Source organism: Campylobacter hepaticus, assembly GCF_001687475.2.
In the GTDB taxonomy this organism is placed as follows: domain Bacteria; phylum Campylobacterota; class Campylobacteria; order Campylobacterales; family Campylobacteraceae; genus Campylobacter_D; species Campylobacter_D hepaticus.
The window spans coordinates 207,218-226,514 of record NZ_CP031611.1; the positions used below are offsets into that span (position 1 = coordinate 207,218).

The following is a 19,297-nucleotide window of genomic DNA, read 5'->3' on the forward strand; positions in this document are numbered from 1 at the left end:
GCATGGTAATTAAAAATGCAAAACTTTATGGAGATATTTTACAAGATGTAGAAATTCAAGAAGGAAAGATTAAAAATATTGGTTTAAAATTACAAGATGAGGAAGTAATAGATGCCAAGGGTATGACTTTACTTCCTTCTTTTGTAGATTTATGCGTGAATTTAAAAAATGATAAATTTTCTCTAACTCATTTAGATCTTGTTGAAAATGAATGTTTAAAAGCTGGAATTTCTTGTATAGTTTTGCGTGATTGTATGCATTTTGATGAAGAAAATTTTGTTTTATTTTTACAAAATATTAGACAAAGAAGACTGAATTTTTTTTTAAGCATACGCGTTACTGATTCTAGAGATAAACTTAAAAATTTAGCTACTTTTTTAAATAAAGGAGCTTGTGCTTTAGAGCTAGATAGTTCTTTAAGTGCAAATATTTTAAAAGTAAGTTCTCAATATGCTTTTATGAAAAATGTGCCACTATTTGTGCGTTGTTATGATGAAGATTTTGATGATAATGGGGTGATGAATGATTGTTTAACAAGTTTTGATTTGGGGCTTTCTGGCATGAGTAAGATTGCTGAAACAAGTCAAGTAGCTAAGATGAAAGAGCTTGCTAAATTTTATAAAAATAAGGTAGTTTTTGATCTTTTAAGTTTGCAAGACTCTTTAGAATTATTGCATGATACAGATTTAAAACTTGTAAGTATACATCATCTTATTAAAAATGATACAGCTTGCCAAAATTTTAATACAGCTGCTAAGCTTATGCCTCCTTTAAGAAGTAAGGAAGATGCTTTAGCTTTAAAAAATGCTTTAAAAGAAGGAAAAATCAATTTTTTAACTTCTTTGCATAGTCCTAAATCCTTTGTTTTAAAAGATTTGCTTTTTGATGAAGCAGCTTTTGGTATACATAGCATTTGTGAGTTTGTGAGTCTTTGTTATACTTTTTTAATTAAAGATGATTTTTTAACTTGGTATGAGCTTTGTCGTTTTACAAGTAAAAATCCTAGTGAATTTTTAGGGCTTAATAGCGGTATTATAGAAAAAGGAAAAGATGCAAATTTAATCCTTGTTGATGAAAATGAAAAAATTAATCTTCCGCAAAATTCTCTTTATGCACAGGATAGACTTTTTGGAAGTGTTAAGATGCATATGATTGAGGGAAAAATTTTATAAAATAGATTTTTTAAATTTTTAAAGATAATTTAAAAGCTAAAAATATAAATGCTGCCATAATACCTGCAGCAGGTAAAGTAACAATCCACGCCAATCCTATAGGTTTCATCATCATCCAATTTGCATTTTTATTATAAACTCCTATGCCTAAAATTGCTCCTATAAGTGTATGTGTAGAGCTTACTGGAATTCCAAATTGTGTTGCTAGGAGTATAACAATACTTGCCCCAAGTTCTGCAGAAAATCCTGTAGTAGGGCGTATGTTTGCTAGTTTTGAACCAACTGTAGTAATAACATCTTTACCTAAAAACCAAAGTCCTGTGACTAAAGCAACTCCAAACATTGCTAAAGCTGCAAAAGGTACTGGAGAACTTGCGTTTATAGTGCTATTTTTTAAAACATCTAAAATAGCTGCAAAGGGTCCAATAGCATTGGCTATATCATTAGCACCATGAGAAAAGGCGAAACTTGATGCGGTAAAGATTTGAAACCATGAAAAAATTCTGTCTGTGGTTTTATTAAGTTCTGTTTTTTTTACAATTTTAACTATAGCAAATGTTCCAACATAGCTTATAGTTCCTACGGTTCCTATAATCCAAAAATTTTGTAAAATATTTAGGGTATTTACATTGTTTAAACTTTTAAATAAAATCATAGTGCAAATAATAATAGCACCAATGCAAGCAATAATAGGTATATGAGTTTTTAAAATAGAATAAATATCGATATTTTTTTCTTGTTCTTTGAAATTTTTCATTTTATTTTTATAAACGCTATTGTTTTGATCTTCTTCTTCTAAAGCTATAGAAGTAAGTTCTTTAACTTGCTCTTGAAGAGTTTTGTTTTTAAGATCTAAAAGATATTGTTCTTTAAATTTCTTTTTTTCTTTTTTAATATTTTTTAAATTATTGTTAAGTTTTTCTGATGGTTTTAGAATTTTTTTATCTATATAAGAATAAATACTGTAAGCTACAATTCCACCTAAAAGAGGAGAAGCTATCCATGAAATAACAATTTTTAAAATTTCACTCCATTGAACCATTGAAAGAGTTTGAATACCATCAAATTTTAAAAGTCCCATCATAATGCTAGCTCCTACAATTCCACCTACTATACTATGGGTAGTTGATACAGGTAAGCCTTTTTTTGTTGCAATAAAAATCCAAATTCCAGAGCTTAAGAGTGCAGCAAGCATGATGATGACAAAAAGTATAGGATCAAGGGAATTTGGGAAAATGACAATACCGCTACGTATAGTCTTAGTAACTTCTGCTCCAGCAAAAATTGCGCCACTAAGTTCAAATACAGCAGCAATAATTAAAGCTTGTTTAATTGTTACTGTTTTAGCGCCAACACTTGTTCCAAAAGAATTAGCAACATCATTTCCCCCTATGTTAAATGCCATAAAAATACCGAATATAGAAGCAAGAATAAAAAGAATTAATTGGTGTTGTGAAATATAACCAAAGCCCCATGTCATAAATGCAATAATACTAATAACAAAAATAATCAAAGCTATTAAATTATCTTTTTGCATTGATAAACCTTTTTTAATTGTAATTATACACATATTTACTTTAAATTTGCAAATTTATTTTTTAAGTTTTACAAGATGTAATTTTTTATTTATGCTATTTTTCTATAATAAATTTTTATATATAAGTAAAGAAGGAATATAATGAAGATGAAGAGTATTTTTTGTATAATAATATTGTTTTCTTTATTAAATTCTGATGAGCTTGAAGATGCTTTAATGAAAAATAAACATAAAAATTCTTGGAAGCATTTTGATTATCAAAATATTAAAAAAGCACCAAAAATTCCAGAAGAAGATATAGATTTTAAAAATATTTTTAATAATTTGCTTTCAAAAACTTTAGAAAATAGCAATGGTATAGATAAAACAGATGGGAATTTGGATTTTAAAAATGAAAATGCTCGCATTAAAAATTTAAATTCTCTTTATGAAGGAGAGAATAATTCTTTGCTTTTTCAAAAAGAATTTTTTATAGCTGAAAATGATTATAATTATTCTGGCGGTTTAATTAATCGTTATGAAACGGAAAATTTTTTACTTGGAGTTAATGGTTTTATAGATAAGCAAAAAGAACAAAAAGATATTAAAAGTTTTGGAGTGGAATTAGCTTATAGCAATTTAATAAAAGCTTATAGTAATTATTGTATACCCAATGAAGCAGATAATAATTTATATCTTGGAGTAAGTTTTATAATTCCTACTTATACAGCTTTAATTTTTGATATTAGTAAAGATAATGATAAGATAAATTATCAAATATCATATTCTCCTTATAAAGTATTTACTTTAAATTTATTGCATCGTGATTATAGTACACCTGAAAATATTGATGATACTGTAATTCAGATTGGATTTAAATTTAATTTTAAGGAGGATTTTTTAAAGCAATTTAAAAAGAAAGATAATACTTTAAAAGAAATTAATCGATATGATTTCCTCCAAAGGATACATTAATTCATTCCTGCATTGTAAAATTCTTCTGGATGATTAATAGCATAGTTAAATTTTTCCCAATCAATTTGTTTATCCCAAATTGCAACAATTAAGGCAGCAACGCTATTGCCACATAGATTGCCTACAGCTCTTATTTCAGACATGAATTTATCAACTCCTAAAAGAATGCTTATAGCAGCTACTGGTAAAACTTGTGCTAAACTTGCGTTTGCTTCAGAAATATGCATATTCCCTAAAGCTGCTAAAGTACTTCCAAGTACGATAAAACCTGATCCAGTGACACCTACTGCACCTTTTGAGGCTATCATCAATACAATTAAAATGCTAATTTCATGAGTCAGACTTAAATTGACATTAAAAGCTTGTGCTAAAAAAATTAGACTCATAGCTAAATAAATATTAGTGCAATCAAGATTGAAGCTATATCCTGTAGGTAAAACAAGTCCTACTGTTGTTTTGATACTCCTGCTTTTTCAAGTTTACGCATTAAAGGAGCAAGAGCAGATTCGCTTGAGCTAGTTGCAAAGACAATTAATACTTCTCTTGAAATAAACCTCATAAATTTAAATATATTTACTTTTGCAAAATAACAAATTAAGCCTAAAATACCAAATATAAATATTAAACATGAAATTAACATAACTAAAAGTAAATAAGCTAAATTGATCAAAGAGCTAATACCATATTGTGCTATAAGTACTGCCATAGCTGAAAATGCAGCAATGGGACTAAAATACATGATAATTTGTAAAATTTTAAAAATTAAAATTTTGAATAACTTCAAAAACTCTTTGTATGGCTTGCTTATCCTGTGTTTTCATTAAAGAAATGATTAAAGCGGTAATAATAGCAATGATTAAAACTTGTATAGTTTTTCCATCTGTAAAAGGTGTGATAATATCAGTAGGTATTGCATCTTGTAAAATATGCATAATTTCTGAACTAGCACTTATTTGATTAGTTTGAAGAATATATTTTTCTACAAGTTTAGAATCTAATTGATTAGGATCAAGATTCATACCTTGCCCTGGTTGCATAATATTTGCCATAAAAATACCTATAGCTAGAGCAAATGTACTTACTATTTCAAAATAAATAACTGCTTTAATACCTAAGCTTCCAACTTTTTTTAAACTTTCAAGGCTTATAATACCTAAAACTAAAGTTACAAAAATAATAGGACCAATGAGAATTTTTAAAGCATGGATAAAATAATCAACTCCTGGTTTGCTAATAAGAGCTAATTCTTTATTAGTATAACCAAGTATAATATCTGCTATGATACCTATAATTACCCAAAATCCAAGACTTTTTAAGATGCGTTTCAGGGAAGGTTTATTTTGTATGAAAGTTTGATTTAAATTTTCCAAGATTAATACGCTCCTTAAAATTTTAAACAAAAAGTAAGTTTAATGTTTAATTAATAAATTTTTAATTTTAATAGAAAATAAATTTTATAAAATTATAAAAAATCTTTTTTTAAAAATATTTTAATTATAATTTTTTTAATCAATTATATATAATAATATTTAATAAAATAAATGTGAAATGTATATTTTTTAGTTGAAAAATATACATTAAAAATTTAGTCTAAATAATTAAAATTATGTATCATGGATAATCAATATGAAGTTTTTTATTAAAATAATATATCAAATCCAATTGATTTTTAATTTTATTTTAGTAGATATAAAAAACTTTAATTTAAGTGTTGTATAACTTATCTAAAAGAGTATTGCAAGCTTACTTTTAATTTACAATAAAATATCAAATTAAGATATATTTAATCTTTTAATTATATAATTTTCTATACTTAAAGTTAAAGTAATATATTACTAAAAGATTACTTTAATTTATAAAACTTCAAAAATTTTTTAAAATTTAAGGATTGATTGTTTTATGATAAAAAATGGATTGCTACTTGCTATTTTTTTAATTATTTTAAGTATTTTAAGTATTGCTTTTATTCATAATTTATCTTGGAATATTGATTTTGATTTTAATTGCTATTTTAATAATTTATCTTATTATTTATTATAAAGATGAGCAAATAATGATAGATAAATTTCAAATTCTTTCTAAAGAATTAAAAGAGGGTAATTTTGATAATAGAATCATTTATATTAAAACAAAAAATAAGAAATTAGCTAAAATAGCTAATAATCTTAATAATACTATTGATAGACTTGAAGCATATTTAAGAGAAATCAATACTTCTATTTTATGTTCTCAAAAAGGTGAATTTTACCGTAAAGCTTTGCCTGAAGGTTTAAAAGGAATTTTTGCTTATAATATTAAATTTATTAATCAAGCTTTATTTAATATCGAACTTAGGGCAAAAACTATTTTTAAAAATGCTTTATCGAAAACTTTAATGGATTTAAGTCTTGGAAGTCAAAATAAAGATATGTCTGAAATTTCCTTTTCATTAAATGAAGATATTAATTTAATGCAAGAAGTATATCAAATAGTTGATGTGATTACTCATACAGCGACAGAAAATGGTTTAGAAATTCATTCTTTGAGTAAAGCAATGCATTCTTTAATGGAAGGTGTTAATCTAAGTAAGGATATGATACAAACTTTTGTGACTAATTCTCAAAATATCACTTCTATTGTTGAAATAATACATGGTGTTGCTGAAAAAACAAATCTTTTAGCATTAAATGCGGCTATTGAAGCAGCAAGAGCTAAAGAATATGGTAGAGGTTTTGCAGTTGTGGCTGATGAAATAAGGAAATTAGCAGAAAGAACTCAAAAGTTAACTTATGAAATTACTATTGTAATGCATACCATGCAACAAGATTTTATAAATATTCAAAATGGTAGTGAGCAGGTTTTTAATATTGTTAGTAAATCCGAAAAAAGGATTGATAAATTTTCTCAAGCTTTTAAACATTTAGAGGAAAATAGTGCTAAACTTGGTGTTAGTTTTGGATCTTTTGCCAAAAGATTAATTTTATCTGTGGTAAAAATTGATCATATTCTTTATAAATCAAATGTATATTTAAATTTAAATGGAGGTAAGCAATTTGATTTTAAGACCATGCATCCAATTTCTAGTCTTTGTGAAGATAAGAGAATTCAAAGTATTATTAATGAACTAAGCTCTGAAATAGAATTAAATTCAGGAAAAGAATTTATAAGAAATAGTGCTAAAAAAGCTATAGAAAATTCAAATCAAGATTATATAGATCAAAAGATGTATGATATTATTGTAAGAGATGTTAAAGCATTTGAGCAAAAAAGTAGTGAAATTTTGAATAAATTAAAATTATAAATTAAGGATGGAAATGTCACAAGAAATTTTTTTACAAGAAGATAGTTTAATTACCTCTAAAACAGATTTAAAAGGCAGAATAATTTATGCAAATGATGATTTTTTAAAATATGCATAGCATGAAAGAAGTTTTAAATAAGCTTCATAATATAGTAAGACATGAAGAAATGCCAAAAACAGTTTTTAAATATTTGTGGGATCACGTAAAAGAAGGTAGGGAAATTTTTGCTTATGTTAAAAATAAAACTAAAAATAATAATTTTTATTGGGTATTTGCAAATGTTACTCCTTCTGTGGATATAAATAATAAAATCATAGGTTATTATTCTGTAAGACGTATGCCAAATAAAAGTGCTATTACTATTATAGAAAGACTTTATAGGGAACTTTTAAAAATTGAAAAACAAGAAGGTTTGAATAAAGGTGTAGAAATGCTTGAAAAATTTTGTAAAGATAAAGGTAAAACCTACAATGAATTTATTTTTTCTCTTCAAGAGATTAAATAGTATTGTTATAAAAATTTAAAACAGCTTTGTTTTAAGTCTAAATATTATATAATTTTTTTAAAATTCATCAATTTTCAAGGTATAATATGTTTGATATCATTGTTATAGGTGGTGGTCATGCAGGAATTGAAGCGAGTGCAGCAGCCGCTAGGATGGGAAAAAAAACCCTACTTTTAACTACCTTAATAGATCAAATAGGAGCTCCAAGTTGCAATCCTGCTATAGGTGGTCTTGCAAAAGGGCATTTAGTAAAAGAGCTTGATGCTATGGGCGGACTTATGGGAGAGATTACTGATGAAGCAGGGATACAATTTCGCATTTTAAATGAAAGTAAGGGTGTAGCTGTTCAAGGTAGTAGGGCTCAAATTGATATGGATAAATACCGCATTATTGCACGTAATAAGCTTTTAAATTTATCTAATTTAGAAATTTCTCAAGAGCAAGTTAGTGATTTAATTTTAGAAAACAATGAAGTTAAAGGCGTAAAAACAAACTTAAAGAATAATTATTTTGCTAAAAAAATTATACTTACAGCAGGGACTTTTTTAAATGGACTTATTCATATAGGTGAAAATAAACTTCAAGCAGGAAGGGTTGGTGAACTTTCTTCAATAAAACTCGGTAATTATTTGCAAACTTTAGGTTTAAGAATGGGGCGTTTAAAAACAGGAACTTGCCCAAGAGTAGATGCAAAAAGTATTAATTTTAGTGTACTTGAGATTCAAAATGGGGATACAAATCCTAAAGCTTTTAGCTTCCGTTCAAAAAATTTTCATCCTAAACAACTTCCTTGTTATATAGCGCGTACAAATACTACTACTCATAAAATTATTAAGAATAATTTTTATCGTGCCCCATTGTTTACAGGACAGATTGAAGGTGTGGGACCAAGATATTGCCCTTCTATAGAAGATAAGATTAATCGTTTTGTTGATAAAGAAAGTCATCATCTTTTTATAGAACCACAAACTATAGATGCTACAGAATATTATATTAATGGTTTCTCAACTTCTTTGCCTTATGAGGTTCAAATTCAAATGTTGCGTTCTATAAAAGGTTTTGAAAATGCTAAGATTACACGTTTTGGTTATGCTATAGAATATGATTATATTGATCCAACAGAATTAAAGCATACTTTAGAGCTTAAAAAAATTAATAATCTTTATTGTGCTGGACAAATTAATGGAACAACAGGTTATGAAGAAGCTGCAGCACAAGGTTTTATTGCAGGCATTAATGCGTGTTTGAGTATAGATAAAAAAGAACCTTTTGTTTTAAGGCGAGATGAAGCTTATATAGGCGTTTTAATCGATGATTTAGTTATTAAAGGTACAAAAGAGCCTTATAGAATGTTTACTTCAAGGGCTGAGTTTAGATTACTTTTAAGGGAGGAGAATGCTATACTTAGGCTTGGCAAATATGGTCATGATTTTAAGCTTTTAAGCGAAGAAGATTTTAATTATATACAAAATATTAAAAATAATGCTGATAAAGGAATAAAATTTTTACTTTCTAAAGAATTAACTCCTAATAATCAAAATAATGCTTTTTTACAGAGTTTAGCAGAAGATAAAATTTCTTCTATTGTTAGCCTTCAAAAAATTGTTGCAAGGGCTAGTTTTAATATAGAAAAATTAATTAAACTTGACCCTATGTTTGAAACCATGGATGAATATTCTTTAAGAGAAATTTTAAATGAGGCTAAGTATTATCATTATATTAGTATGCAAAAAGCTCAGGTAGAAAAAATGAAAAACTTAAATCAGCTTAAAATTCCTGATAATTTTGATTTTAAAAATGTAAGTGGTTTAAGTAATGAAGTGGTTGAAAAACTTAATCATTATAAGCCTCTTACTATTTTTGCTGCAAGTCAAATTAGTGGTATTACTCCTGCTGCGCTTGATATTTTACAAATTTATATTAAAATGCAAAAGAAAAAAGCTTAAAATTTTGATTTAGAGTTTTAAAATATTTAAAATAAATTTTTTATTTTAAATATTAATGTACTTTTTAAGAACTGATTTTAATTTTAAAATTATATTTTGTTTATAATTTATTAAAATAAACTTATTTAGTTTGGGATTTTGATGTATAAAAATCTTTTAACTATAAAGTTTTATTTTAAAAAATTTAATGAATTAAAATATTTTAATTATATAATATATAAAATATAGATAAACATTTTTTATCAGCTTGTGATTATTTTAATTGAATAATTTTGAATTAACATAATTTCTTTCTTTTTGCTTAATAATTAAAACTTATAAAACAAAGAAAAAATTAATTTTAATTTAGATAAACTTTTAACTTTCCTAAAATAAATAATAAAAATCGAAAGGACAAGTTATGGCTACATCTAAGAGTAGACGAAGCTTTATGGGTTTCGCATTTGGAAGCGTAGCTGCTGTGGGCGGTGTTTTCTCGCTTGTTGCGATGAAAAAAACTTGGGATCCTCTTCCAAGTGTTAAAGCTGCAGGTTTTACTACAGTAGATTTATCTGGAATGCAAGATGGAGAGCTTAGAACTATAGAATGGCGTAAAAAGCCTATTTTTATATTAAAAAAAGACGCAAGTATGCCAAAGGATCTTAAACGCGATGTTATAGTTAATAACTCAGCTTATACTGTAGTTATAGGGCTTTGTACGCATTTAGGTTGCATTCCTGCTTATCAAGCAAGTGAGCAATTATTTAAATGTGCCTGTCATGGTGGAGAATTTGATGTTAGTGGAAAAAATGTTTTTGGACCTCCTCCAAAACCTCTTGAAATTCCTCCTTTTAGAATCGATGGCACTAAACTTGTTTTAGGTGAGGAAGGTTCTGAATATAAAAAAATGGCAGAAGGGGTTTAAAATGGCGCAAATTAGAAAAGCTAATGGTCTTGTAGATTGGTTAGATCAAAGACTTGCAATCCATAAATTACTTGATGTTTTAATGGTTAAATATTGGATACCAAAGCAAATTAATTTTCTTTGGGCTATGGGAGTGATTTTAACCACTCTTTTTACTGTGCTTTTTGTTACAGGACTTTTACTTGTAATGTATTACAAACCAGATACCGCCCTTGCTTTTGATAGCGTAAATAAAACTATTATGCAAGAAGTTGATTATGGTTGGCTTTGGCGCCATATGCATGGTGTTGCCGCTTCTGTTGTATTTTTAATTATATATATACATATGTTAACAGGAATTTATTATGGTTCTTATAAAAGAGGCCGTGAGATGATTTGGGTTAGCGGTATGCTTTTATTTGTGGTATTTTCTGCCGAAGCTTTTAGTGGTTATATGCTTCCTTGGGGACAAATGAGTTATTGGGCAGCTCAAGTTATTACTAATCTTTTTGGAGGCATTCCTTTTATTGGACCTGAGCTTGTAATTTGGATTCGTGGTGATTATGCTGTTTCTGATCCAACTTTAACGAGATTTTTTATGTTGCATGTGTGTTTGCTTCCTATAGTGATTATAGGAATTATTGTATTTCATTTTTATTCTTTAAGAATTCCTCATGTAAATAATGAAATTGCTGAAGAGTTAGATTTTGATTTAGAAGCTGAAAAATATATAGCAGGTGATACAAAAAATTCTAAAGTTATCCCTTTTTGGCCAGGATTTTTATCTAAAGACTTTATGTATATAAGTTTTTTTATGGTTTTCTTTTTTTATTTAGTATGTTTTAAATTTGATTTTGCCATGGATCCTATTAACTTTGATCCTGCAGATGCTCTTAAAACTCCAGCTCATATCTATCCTGAATGGTATTTTTTATGGAGCTACGAGGTTTTAAGAGGATTTTTCTTTGATATTGCAGGTATTAAGGCTTTTGACATAGGTTTGCTTGCTTTTGGTATTGCTCAAGTAATTTTCTTTTTACTTCCTTGGCTTGATAGAAGTGAAGTTGTAAAACCAGCTCATGAAAGACCTTTATTTTTTATTTGGTTTTGGGTTTTATTGCTTGATTTAATTGTTCTTACGATTTATGGAAAACTTCCTCCAACAGGTCTTAACGCTTGGGTTGGATTTTATGCTTCTGTTGTATTTTTACTTTTGTTGATTGTAGTTTTACCTATTATTACAATTATGGAAAGAAAAGGATCTAAGTAATGAGAGAATTAAAAATATTTTTAGTGGTAGTAGTTTTTACTGCTCTTGTATATTGGGGAGTTGAGCCTTATGCACATTCAGTTATGAAGCCTCATGTTGCCCCTGCAAATTTTAATTTTGCTATAGAAGATACTAGTTTTGCAAAAAATATAGTTGAAAATAAGGAATTAGCTTTAAAAGAAGCTCAAGCTTTAGGAGATGCTAAAAAAATTCAAAGTGCTCAAAAAGAACTTGATCAAGCTAGAGAAAATTTAAATAAAATAGAAGCGCTTTGGGCAGATGTTGCAAAGATAGATTTTATTAAAGGTGATCCAAAAAAAGGAAAAGAATTTTTTCAAAATAATTGTTTTGCATGTCATGGTATAAAAGAAGATGGTATTATGGCTAATATTACAGATTCTTCTTTAGGTGTTGTTCCACCTGATCTTAGTGCAGCAGGAGTTATTTTTGATGAGAAGTTTTTAGCAGCTTTAATTATGCATCCTGCACTTGCTTTAAAAGTGGATCATAAATTTGGAGATGCTTTTATCATGACAGCTTATAATACTGAAACTTCGGGTGAAAATGAAGAACTTGTATATGCAAATGTAGCTAATGTTATTGCTTATCTTAAAGAGATAGGTGCTAGATTTGAAGCCAATGAAGATTTAGTTATTAAAAAAGAGATTGAAGCTAAATATGCTAAAATGGAAAACTCTGCACAAAAAATGGCTTTAGTGGAAAAAGAGATAAGTTTTGCTAAAAACAAGGCTACTTTTATTGAAGCTTGTGGTCGTTGCCATGATATGAAATATGATAATTTTTTTGCCTCATCTAATCAACAGGATTTAAAAACCTATTTAGGATCTATTCCACCTGATCTTTCTATGATGATTAGATCTCGAGGAGAAGAGTATTTACATAATTTTATTAACAATACTCAAAAACTTCTTCCAGGAACTGCTATGCCAAGAGTGGGTTTAACGCAAAATGCACAAGAGCAAGTTGTTTCTTATATCGAACAAGTGGGAGATAGTAAAAAAGAACAAAGACAAAATACTGGGGTTTATATCATAATTTTCTTTGTGATTTTAAGTGTTTTTGCTATAGCTTGGAAGCGTTATATCTGGTCTAAATTGCATTAATATTATATTTTCATATTACATTTTTACCACTATATAATTTATAGTGGTAAAAAATCTTATTTTTTTTACATTTTTATTAAATTTTAATATTCAAATAGAGATACTCTTCAGACATAAAATTATTTTTTATAATATCAGGAGTATTTTGATGCTGGAAAAAAGTTTAATTAAATTAATTTTAAAAAAATGGAATTATGGAAATTTTAGAGTTGTTTTTTGGGATAAAGAAGAAATTGTGATTGGAAAACAACCTAGTAAATTTTCTTTGATTTTTAAAGAAAAAATTCCTTTTTTAAAATTATTTAGCGATACAAGTTTGGTTTTTGCAAAACATTATATGGAGGCTAAACTTGATATAGAAGGCGATTATGATGAAATTGCTAAAATATTATATTATTTTTCTAATCAATCTTTTTTAAAGAAAAAAGAACAAGTGTTAAGCAAAATTAATCAAAAACAAGAAAGCAAAAATATTAAAAGCCACTATGATATAGGTAATGATTTTTATAAACTTTGGCTTGATGATACTATGAGTTATTCTTGTGCTTATTTTAAAAATTCTAATGATACGCTTTATCAAGCTCAAATTAATAAAATAGAACATACTCTTAAAAAACTTGATTTAAAGCCCAATGAAAAACTTTTAGATATTGGCTGCGGTTGGGGTTGGCTTTCTGTTATGGCAGCACAAAAATATGGAGTTGAGGTTGTTGGTATTACTATTTCTAAAGAACAATGTAAAAAAGCTCAAGAAAGGGTTAAGGAATTAGGTCTTGAAAATCAAATAGAAATTAGATTGCAAAATTATCAAGATTTAGAATTTGAAGATTATTTTGATAAAGTTGTTTCAGTTGGTATGTTTGAACATGTGGGTAAAGAAAATTTAGGACTTTATTTTATGAAGGTTAAACAAGTGTTAAAGCCAGGAGGATCTATGCTTTTGCATTCAATTTTAGCTATGTTTGAAGGCAATACTAATGCGTGGATAGATAAATATATTTTTCCAGGAGGATATTTACCTTCTTTAAGAGAAGTTGTAAGTACTATGAGTGAATGGGATTTTCATCTTCTTTTAGCTGAAAGTTTAAGGATTCATTATGCAAAAACTTTAGATTTATGGGAGCAAAATTTTAATCAAGTTTTAACAGAAGTAAGGAAACAATATGATGAAGAATTTATAAGAATGTGGAATTTATATTTACGTTCTTGTGCATCTGCTTTTCGTATAGGAAGTGTAGATTTATTTCAATTTTTAATTACAAAAGAAATTAATAATAAATTAAGTCTTACTAAAGAATATATTTATAAGTAAAAACTAAACTTAAATTTAGTATAATTTTAGCTTCATTTCACACGCATCTATCCTTTTAGCTTATATAAATTAAAGGATGCGGAGGAATAAAGCTAAATGTTTAAGGAGAAAGTTCATGGTTAGCATGAGAGATTTATTAGAATGTGGTGTACATTTTGGTCATCAAACAAGGCGTTGGAATCCAAAAATGAAAAAATTTATTTTTGGTGAAAGAAAAGGAATTTATGTCATTGATTTGCAAAAAACCTTAAGATATTTTAGATATACTTATAATATCGTTCGTGATGCTGCTGCTGAAGGTAAAACTATACTTTTTGTAGGAACTAAAAAGCAAGCAGGTGGTGCTATAAAAGAATATGCTGAAAAATGCGGTATGCCTTATGTTAATCATAGATGGCTTGGCGGCATGATGACTAATTTTGGAACCATTCGTCAATCAATTAGAAAATTAGAAGTTATTGAAAAAATGGAAGAAGATGGAAGTATTAAGCTTTTAACTAAAAAAGAAGCTTTAATGCTTACTAGAAAAAAAGAAAAATTATTGGCTTATCTTGGTGGAATTCGCTATATGAAAACGCAACCAGATATGATTTTTGTTATTGATACAGTAAAAGAAAAGATTGCAGTGCAAGAAGCAAATCGCTTAAAAATTCCTGTAGTAGCTCCACTTGATACAAATTGTGATCCTGATTTGGTAACTTATCCAATTCCTGGAAATGATGATGCTATTCGTTCAGTACAACTTTTTTGTCAAGAAATGGCTGAAGCTATTAATGAAGGTAAAGCTTTAAGAGAGCAAGATGGAGAAGTTTTACCAAATGAAGAAAAAGAAATTACAGATGAAGAAAAAAAAGAAGTTTTAGATGAAGCGATGGGTCAAGAAGATTTTGATGAGGAGCAAGAATAATGGCTGAAATTACTGCTGCTATGGTAAAAGAACTCCGCGAAAGTACGGGAGCGGGGATGATGGATTGTAAAAATGCTTTAAGCGAAACAAATGGAGATTTTGATAAAGCAGTTCAGCTTTTAAGAGAAAAAGGTTTAGGTAAAGCCGCTAAGAAAGCAGATAGACTTGCAGCTGAAGGTTTAATTAGTGTAAAAATAAGTGATGATTTTACAAGTGCAACTGTAAGTGAAATTAATTCTGAAACAGATTTTGTAGCTAAAAATGATCAATTTATTGCTTTAACAAAAGATACAACACTTCATATTCAAGATAATAATTTACAAAGTGTAGAAGAGCTTTATTCAAGTACTATTAATGGGGTAAAATTTGAAGAATATTTAAAAAGTCAAATTGCTACTATAGGTGAAAATTTAGTTGTAAGAAGATTTGCTACTTTAAAAGCAGGTGTTCATGGTGTTGTTAATGGTTACATTCATACTAATGGGCGTGTAGGTGTTGTGATTGCTGCAGCTTGTGATAATGAAGAAGTTGCTTTAAAATTAAGAGGTTTTTTAAAACAAATTTGTATGCATATTGCAGCGATGAAGCCAAGTTATTTAAGTTATGAAGATTTAGATATGCTTTTTATAGAAAATGAGTATAAGGCTTTGGTTGCAGAGTTTGAAAAGGAAAATGAAGAAAGACGTAGACTCAAAGATCCTAATAAACCTGAACTTAAAATTCCTCAATTTGCAAGTCGTAAACAACTTAGTGATGCGATTTTAAAAAAGGTTGAAGAAGAAATTAAAGAAGAACTTAAGGCTCAAGGTAAACCTGAAAAAATTTGGGCTAATATTATTCCAGGTAAAATAAATAGCTTTATTGCAGATAATTCTCAACTTGATAGCAAGCTTACTTTAATGGGTCAATTTTATGTTTTAGATGATAAAAAAACTATAGAGCAAGTACTTGCTGAAAAAGAAAAAGAATTTGGCGGAAAAATTAAAATTATTGAATTTATCCGTTTTGAAGTCGGTGAAGGTTTAGAAAAAAAGGTTGAAGATTTTGCGGCTGAAGTTGCTGCCCAGCTTTAAAAATATAAAATGGAACTTTTAAGAGCGGAAAATATTGGTCATAGTTTTGATTATCCGCTCTTTAATAATTTAAATTTAATTTTAAAAGCAAAAGATTGTATTGCCATACAAGGTACTAGCGGTTGTGGAAAATCTACCCTTTTGCATATACTTTCCTCTTTATTAAATCCTAGAAAGGGTGAAGTTTTTTTTAAAAATCATAATCTTTACAAAATGGATGAAAACAAAAGAATTAAAATACGCCGTTATGATTTTGGTATTATTTTTCAAGCACATTATCTTTTTAAAGGTTTTTCTACTTTTGAAAATATTGAACTTGCTAGTGTTTTATCGGGTGAAAATTTAGATGAAAAAATTTTAAAAAGATTAGGTATTGATAAACTTTTAGATTATAATATAGGTCAATTAAGTGGAGGACAGCAGCAGCGTGTTAGTATTGCACGTGTGCTTTGCAAAAAACCAAAAATTATTTTTGCTGATGAAGCTACTGGAAATTTAGATTTTGAAAATGCTCAAAATGTGATAGAACTTTTAATTTCTTATGTTAAAGAAAATAATGCAGCTTTATTTTTCGTTACCCATGATGTTAAACTTGCAAGTTTTTGTGATAAAATTTATACTGTAAATACAAATGGAATTTGTTAATTATTTAGGGGATAAAAATGTTATCACTTTTATGTTGCTTTTTGCTAGGATGAGTGGTCTTGTAGTTTTTTTCCCTTTTTTTTCTCATAATTCAATTCCTATCATTATAAAAACTACTATAGCCCTTTTTTTAACTATGTATTTATATCCTTTTGCGAAGTTGGAATCTTTGCATTTAGATAGTTTTTTTGTTTTGCAATTGATTAGCGAAGTGGTTTTTGGAATGATAGCTGGATTTATGTTGCAAATTATTTTTGGTATTATTATGATGGCAGGTGAACAAATTGCTTTTACTATGGGTTATACTATAGCAAATGTATTAGATCCTAATTCAGGAATTAATATGCCTATTATAGCACAAATTTTACATTTACTTGCTCTTATATTTTTTCTAGCTTTTGATGGACATCATTTAATACTTTTATTTTTAAGTTATTCTTTAGGATATATTACTTTAGGTGGATTTTATTTGCATGAAAATTTAATGCATTATTTAAATATGGGTATATTAAATATTTTTATTATAGGTTTTGCTATGAGTTTTCCTATACTTGCGATTTCGCTTTTATCAGATGTAATTTTTGGACTTTTGATGAAAACTATGCCACAATTTAATCTTTTAGTGATTGGATATCCTATAAAAATTGCTATAGGTTTTATAGTTTTAATAGCTATTTTACTTGTGATGATGCAGTATTTTAAAAATTTAATTTTAGAAGTTTTAACCCATATGCAAACTCTTTTTTTCTCCTAAGGAAAGGATAAATGAAATTATCGTAAAATAGCAATTATTTTTCAAGGACTAAAGTGATGAAAATTTTACTTTTAAACGAAAACCCTGTGGTTTCAAGGCTTGTGAGTTTAAGTGCAAAAAAAATGTCTTATGATTTTGAAGAGCTTAGTGCTTATGATGAAAATTTACCTTATTATGATGTAATTGTAGTAGATAGTGATACGCCAGCACCTTTAAAAATTCTTAAAGAAAAATGCGAAAAATTGATTTTTTTAGCACCACGTAATCAAAATATAGATATTGATGCACAAATTTTACAAAAACCTTTTTTACCTACAGATTTTCTTAATTTATTTAATAATGAAGAGATTAAAGAATATATATCTGTTGTAAATGAAAGTGAAGATACTGATTTGCATTTAGAAGATATTGATGATAGTTCTTTAGATATTAATTTAGATAATGATTTAGAAGATTTAAGTTTAGATAGTGGAAATTCAGATGCTTTAGATACGCTTGATCAAGTAGAAAATGAAGTAATTCAAGATGATAATTTAAAGCAAGAAGATTGCAATCAAAAGCAAATTGAAGATGATTTAAAACAAGATTTAGTTGAGGATGAAAAAGAGCAAAATATACAAACTCATGAACTTGAAGATTTAAATAATTTGGAAAATAAAGATGAGCAAGTTGATGAAAAAGAATTATTAGAAAATGTAAATAATTTTGATGATATTCTTGTGGTTGAAGAGCAAGAAAAAGAAATTGATTTTGATGATATTCCTAAGGATGCTGAATTTTTGGGTCAGATAAAAGAAAATAATGCTCAAGAGTCTTTACAAGATTTCTCTCCTATTGTAGAAGAAGAAATTACAAAAGAAAATCAAGAGTCTTTACAAGATTTTGCTCATTTAAGCACCCAAGAACAAATTAAAGAAGAACTTGCCGAGCTTGATGAACTTGATTATGATATTGAAAAAGATAATGGTGTTAAAGTTTTAGAAGATTTTAAAGATGATCCTATTTTGGATAAAGAATTAGGTCTTAGTGAAGAAGAAGTTATTGTGCCAAATTTAAATATAAGTGATTTTGATATTTTAAAAGAGAGTGAGATACAAGAAGCTCTTGGAGAAGCTGTGGTAATTAAAGATGAAAAAGATCAAAAATCTGATATGATAAATATAAACAATAATAATGAGGCAATAGTCAATGAGCTTACTCAAAGTATAGCAGGGGCTATTACTTCTAGCATTAAAGATGATACTTTAAAAGCTGCTCTTAAGGGTATGAATATGAATATAAATATTCATGTTAGTTTTAATGAGGATTAAAAAAATTGAAAGGTTTTATTTTATTGATTTCAGGTCCTAGTGGGGCTGGAAAATCGACTCTTTTAAAAAAACTTTTTGATGAATTTAAAGAAGAGCTTTATTTTTCTATTTCTTCAACCACTCGAAAACCTAGAGAAGATGAAAAAAATGGCATACATTATCATTTTATTTCGTATGAAGAGTTTCAAAAAGATATAGATGATGGTTGTTTTTTAGAATGGGCAAAAGTACATGGAAATTTTTATGGTACTTCTTTTAAACATACTCAAAATGCTTTAAATAATGGAAAAATAGTTATTTTTGATATAGATGTGCAAGGCTTTAAGATTGTTAAAGCAAAAATGCAAGATAATCTTGTTTCTGTGTTTGTAACTACAAAAAGTAAAGATGAGTTAAAAAAAAGACTTATTAAGCGAAATACTGATACAATAATACAACTAGAAAAAAGATTACAAAATGCTAGTAATGAAATGAAAGAACTTTGTGAATATGATTATTTGATTATTAATGATAAGTTAGAGCAAAGTTATGAAGCATTACGAGCGATTTTAATCTCCCATAAATGCAAAATCAAGGGGCAAAATCTAGAACAAATTCAAAATATTTGGAATAAAGGAGGATAAA

Annotated in this window: 15 protein-coding genes and 2 pseudogenes; 15 read left to right on the plus strand and 2 right to left on the minus strand. The window is 27.5% G+C overall.

Going from position 1 to position 19,297, the window contains the following annotated elements; genetic code table 11:
* The first annotated feature begins 2 nt into the window (after nucleotides 1-2).
* Nucleotides 3-1,172 carry a metal-dependent hydrolase gene (locus tag A2J15_RS01020; RefSeq protein WP_066776332.1) on the plus strand — a complete coding sequence of 390 codons (1,170 nt, stop codon included), beginning with the start codon at nucleotides 3-5 and terminating at the stop codon, nucleotides 1,170-1,172.
* A 10-nt stretch (nucleotides 1,173-1,182) separates the two neighbouring features.
* Here A2J15_RS01020 and A2J15_RS01025 read toward each other — a convergent pair whose 3' ends face one another.
* Nucleotides 1,183-2,709 carry an inorganic phosphate transporter gene (locus tag A2J15_RS01025; RefSeq protein ID WP_066776334.1) on the minus strand — a complete coding sequence of 509 codons (1,527 nt, stop codon included), beginning with the start codon at nucleotides 2,707-2,709 and terminating at the stop codon, nucleotides 1,183-1,185.
* A gap of 147 nt (nucleotides 2,710-2,856) precedes the next feature.
* On the opposite strand from A2J15_RS01025, the gene A2J15_RS01030 reads away from it, so the two are divergent.
* Nucleotides 2,857-3,663: an inverse autotransporter beta domain-containing protein gene (locus A2J15_RS01030; protein ID WP_066776450.1), complete on the plus strand. Its 807-nt coding sequence runs from the start codon at nucleotides 2,857-2,859 to the stop codon at nucleotides 3,661-3,663.
* Here A2J15_RS01030 and A2J15_RS01035 read toward each other — a convergent pair.
* Nucleotides 3,660-5,033: pseudogene (locus tag A2J15_RS01035) on the minus strand (cation:dicarboxylate symporter family transporter). The gene A2J15_RS01030 and the pseudogene A2J15_RS01035 sit on opposite strands and share 4 nt — an antisense overlap.
* Before the next feature lie 1,163 nt (nucleotides 5,034-6,196).
* Here A2J15_RS01035 and A2J15_RS07945 point away from each other — a divergent pair.
* The 13 genes and pseudogenes from A2J15_RS07945 to gmk all read left to right on the plus strand — a co-directional run bounded on the left by A2J15_RS07945 (nucleotide 6,197) and on the right by gmk (nucleotide 19,296).
* Complete coding sequence (locus A2J15_RS07945; protein ID WP_243273567.1) at nucleotides 6,197-6,943, plus strand: methyl-accepting chemotaxis protein; 747 nt, start codon at nucleotides 6,197-6,199, stop codon at nucleotides 6,941-6,943.
* 13 nt (nucleotides 6,944-6,956) lie between these two features.
* Nucleotides 6,957-7,449: pseudogene (gene cetB, locus A2J15_RS01045) on the plus strand (bipartate energy taxis response protein CetB).
* Between the two features lie 86 nt (nucleotides 7,450-7,535).
* The gene (gene mnmG / locus A2J15_RS01050; protein WP_066776337.1) at nucleotides 7,536-9,395 is read left to right on the plus strand and encodes a tRNA uridine-5-carboxymethylaminomethyl(34) synthesis enzyme MnmG; all 1,860 of its coding nucleotides are present in this window, start codon (nucleotides 7,536-7,538) and stop codon (nucleotides 9,393-9,395) included.
* A gap of 400 nt (nucleotides 9,396-9,795) precedes the next feature.
* Nucleotides 9,796-10,299, plus strand: a complete 504-nt coding sequence (gene petA / locus A2J15_RS01055; RefSeq protein WP_066776339.1) for a ubiquinol-cytochrome c reductase iron-sulfur subunit — start codon at nucleotides 9,796-9,798, stop codon at nucleotides 10,297-10,299.
* A 1-nt stretch (nucleotide 10,300) separates the two neighbouring features.
* Entirely contained in the window at nucleotides 10,301-11,548 is a 1,248-nt protein-coding gene (locus A2J15_RS01060; RefSeq protein WP_066776342.1) for a cytochrome b, read from the plus strand.
* On the plus strand, nucleotides 11,548-12,672 hold the full coding sequence (locus A2J15_RS01065) for a c-type cytochrome (RefSeq protein ID WP_066776345.1): 1,125 nt from the start codon (nucleotides 11,548-11,550) through the stop codon (nucleotides 12,670-12,672). Before A2J15_RS01060 ends, A2J15_RS01065 begins: the two co-directional genes overlap by 1 nt.
* A gap of 148 nt (nucleotides 12,673-12,820) precedes the next feature.
* On the plus strand, nucleotides 12,821-13,984 hold the full coding sequence (locus A2J15_RS01070) for an SAM-dependent methyltransferase (RefSeq protein ID WP_066776347.1): 1,164 nt from the start codon (nucleotides 12,821-12,823) through the stop codon (nucleotides 13,982-13,984).
* A gap of 115 nt (nucleotides 13,985-14,099) precedes the next feature.
* Complete coding sequence (gene rpsB / locus A2J15_RS01075; RefSeq protein ID WP_066776349.1) at nucleotides 14,100-14,891, plus strand: 30S ribosomal protein S2; 792 nt, start codon at nucleotides 14,100-14,102, stop codon at nucleotides 14,889-14,891.
* Nucleotides 14,891-15,964, plus strand: coding sequence for a translation elongation factor Ts (gene tsf, locus A2J15_RS01080; RefSeq protein WP_066776352.1), 1,074 nt, complete (start codon nucleotides 14,891-14,893; stop codon nucleotides 15,962-15,964). Before rpsB ends, tsf begins: the two co-directional genes overlap by 1 nt.
* A gap of 9 nt (nucleotides 15,965-15,973) precedes the next feature.
* Nucleotides 15,974-16,609, plus strand: coding sequence for an ABC transporter ATP-binding protein (locus tag A2J15_RS01085; protein WP_066776354.1), 636 nt, complete (start codon nucleotides 15,974-15,976; stop codon nucleotides 16,607-16,609).
* Entirely contained in the window at nucleotides 16,596-17,363 is a 768-nt protein-coding gene (fliR, locus tag A2J15_RS01090; protein WP_066776357.1) for a flagellar biosynthetic protein FliR, read from the plus strand. Before A2J15_RS01085 ends, fliR begins: the two co-directional genes overlap by 14 nt.
* 56 nt (nucleotides 17,364-17,419) lie before the next feature.
* The gene (locus A2J15_RS01095) at nucleotides 17,420-18,673 is read left to right on the plus strand and encodes a hypothetical protein (RefSeq protein WP_066776359.1); all 1,254 of its coding nucleotides are present in this window, start codon (nucleotides 17,420-17,422) and stop codon (nucleotides 18,671-18,673) included.
* A 5-nt stretch (nucleotides 18,674-18,678) separates the two neighbouring features.
* Nucleotides 18,679-19,296 (plus strand): guanylate kinase, encoded by a 618-nt coding sequence (gmk, locus tag A2J15_RS01100; protein ID WP_066776364.1) that lies wholly within the window; start codon nucleotides 18,679-18,681, stop codon nucleotides 19,294-19,296.
* Nucleotide 19,297 lies beyond the last annotated feature (1 nt).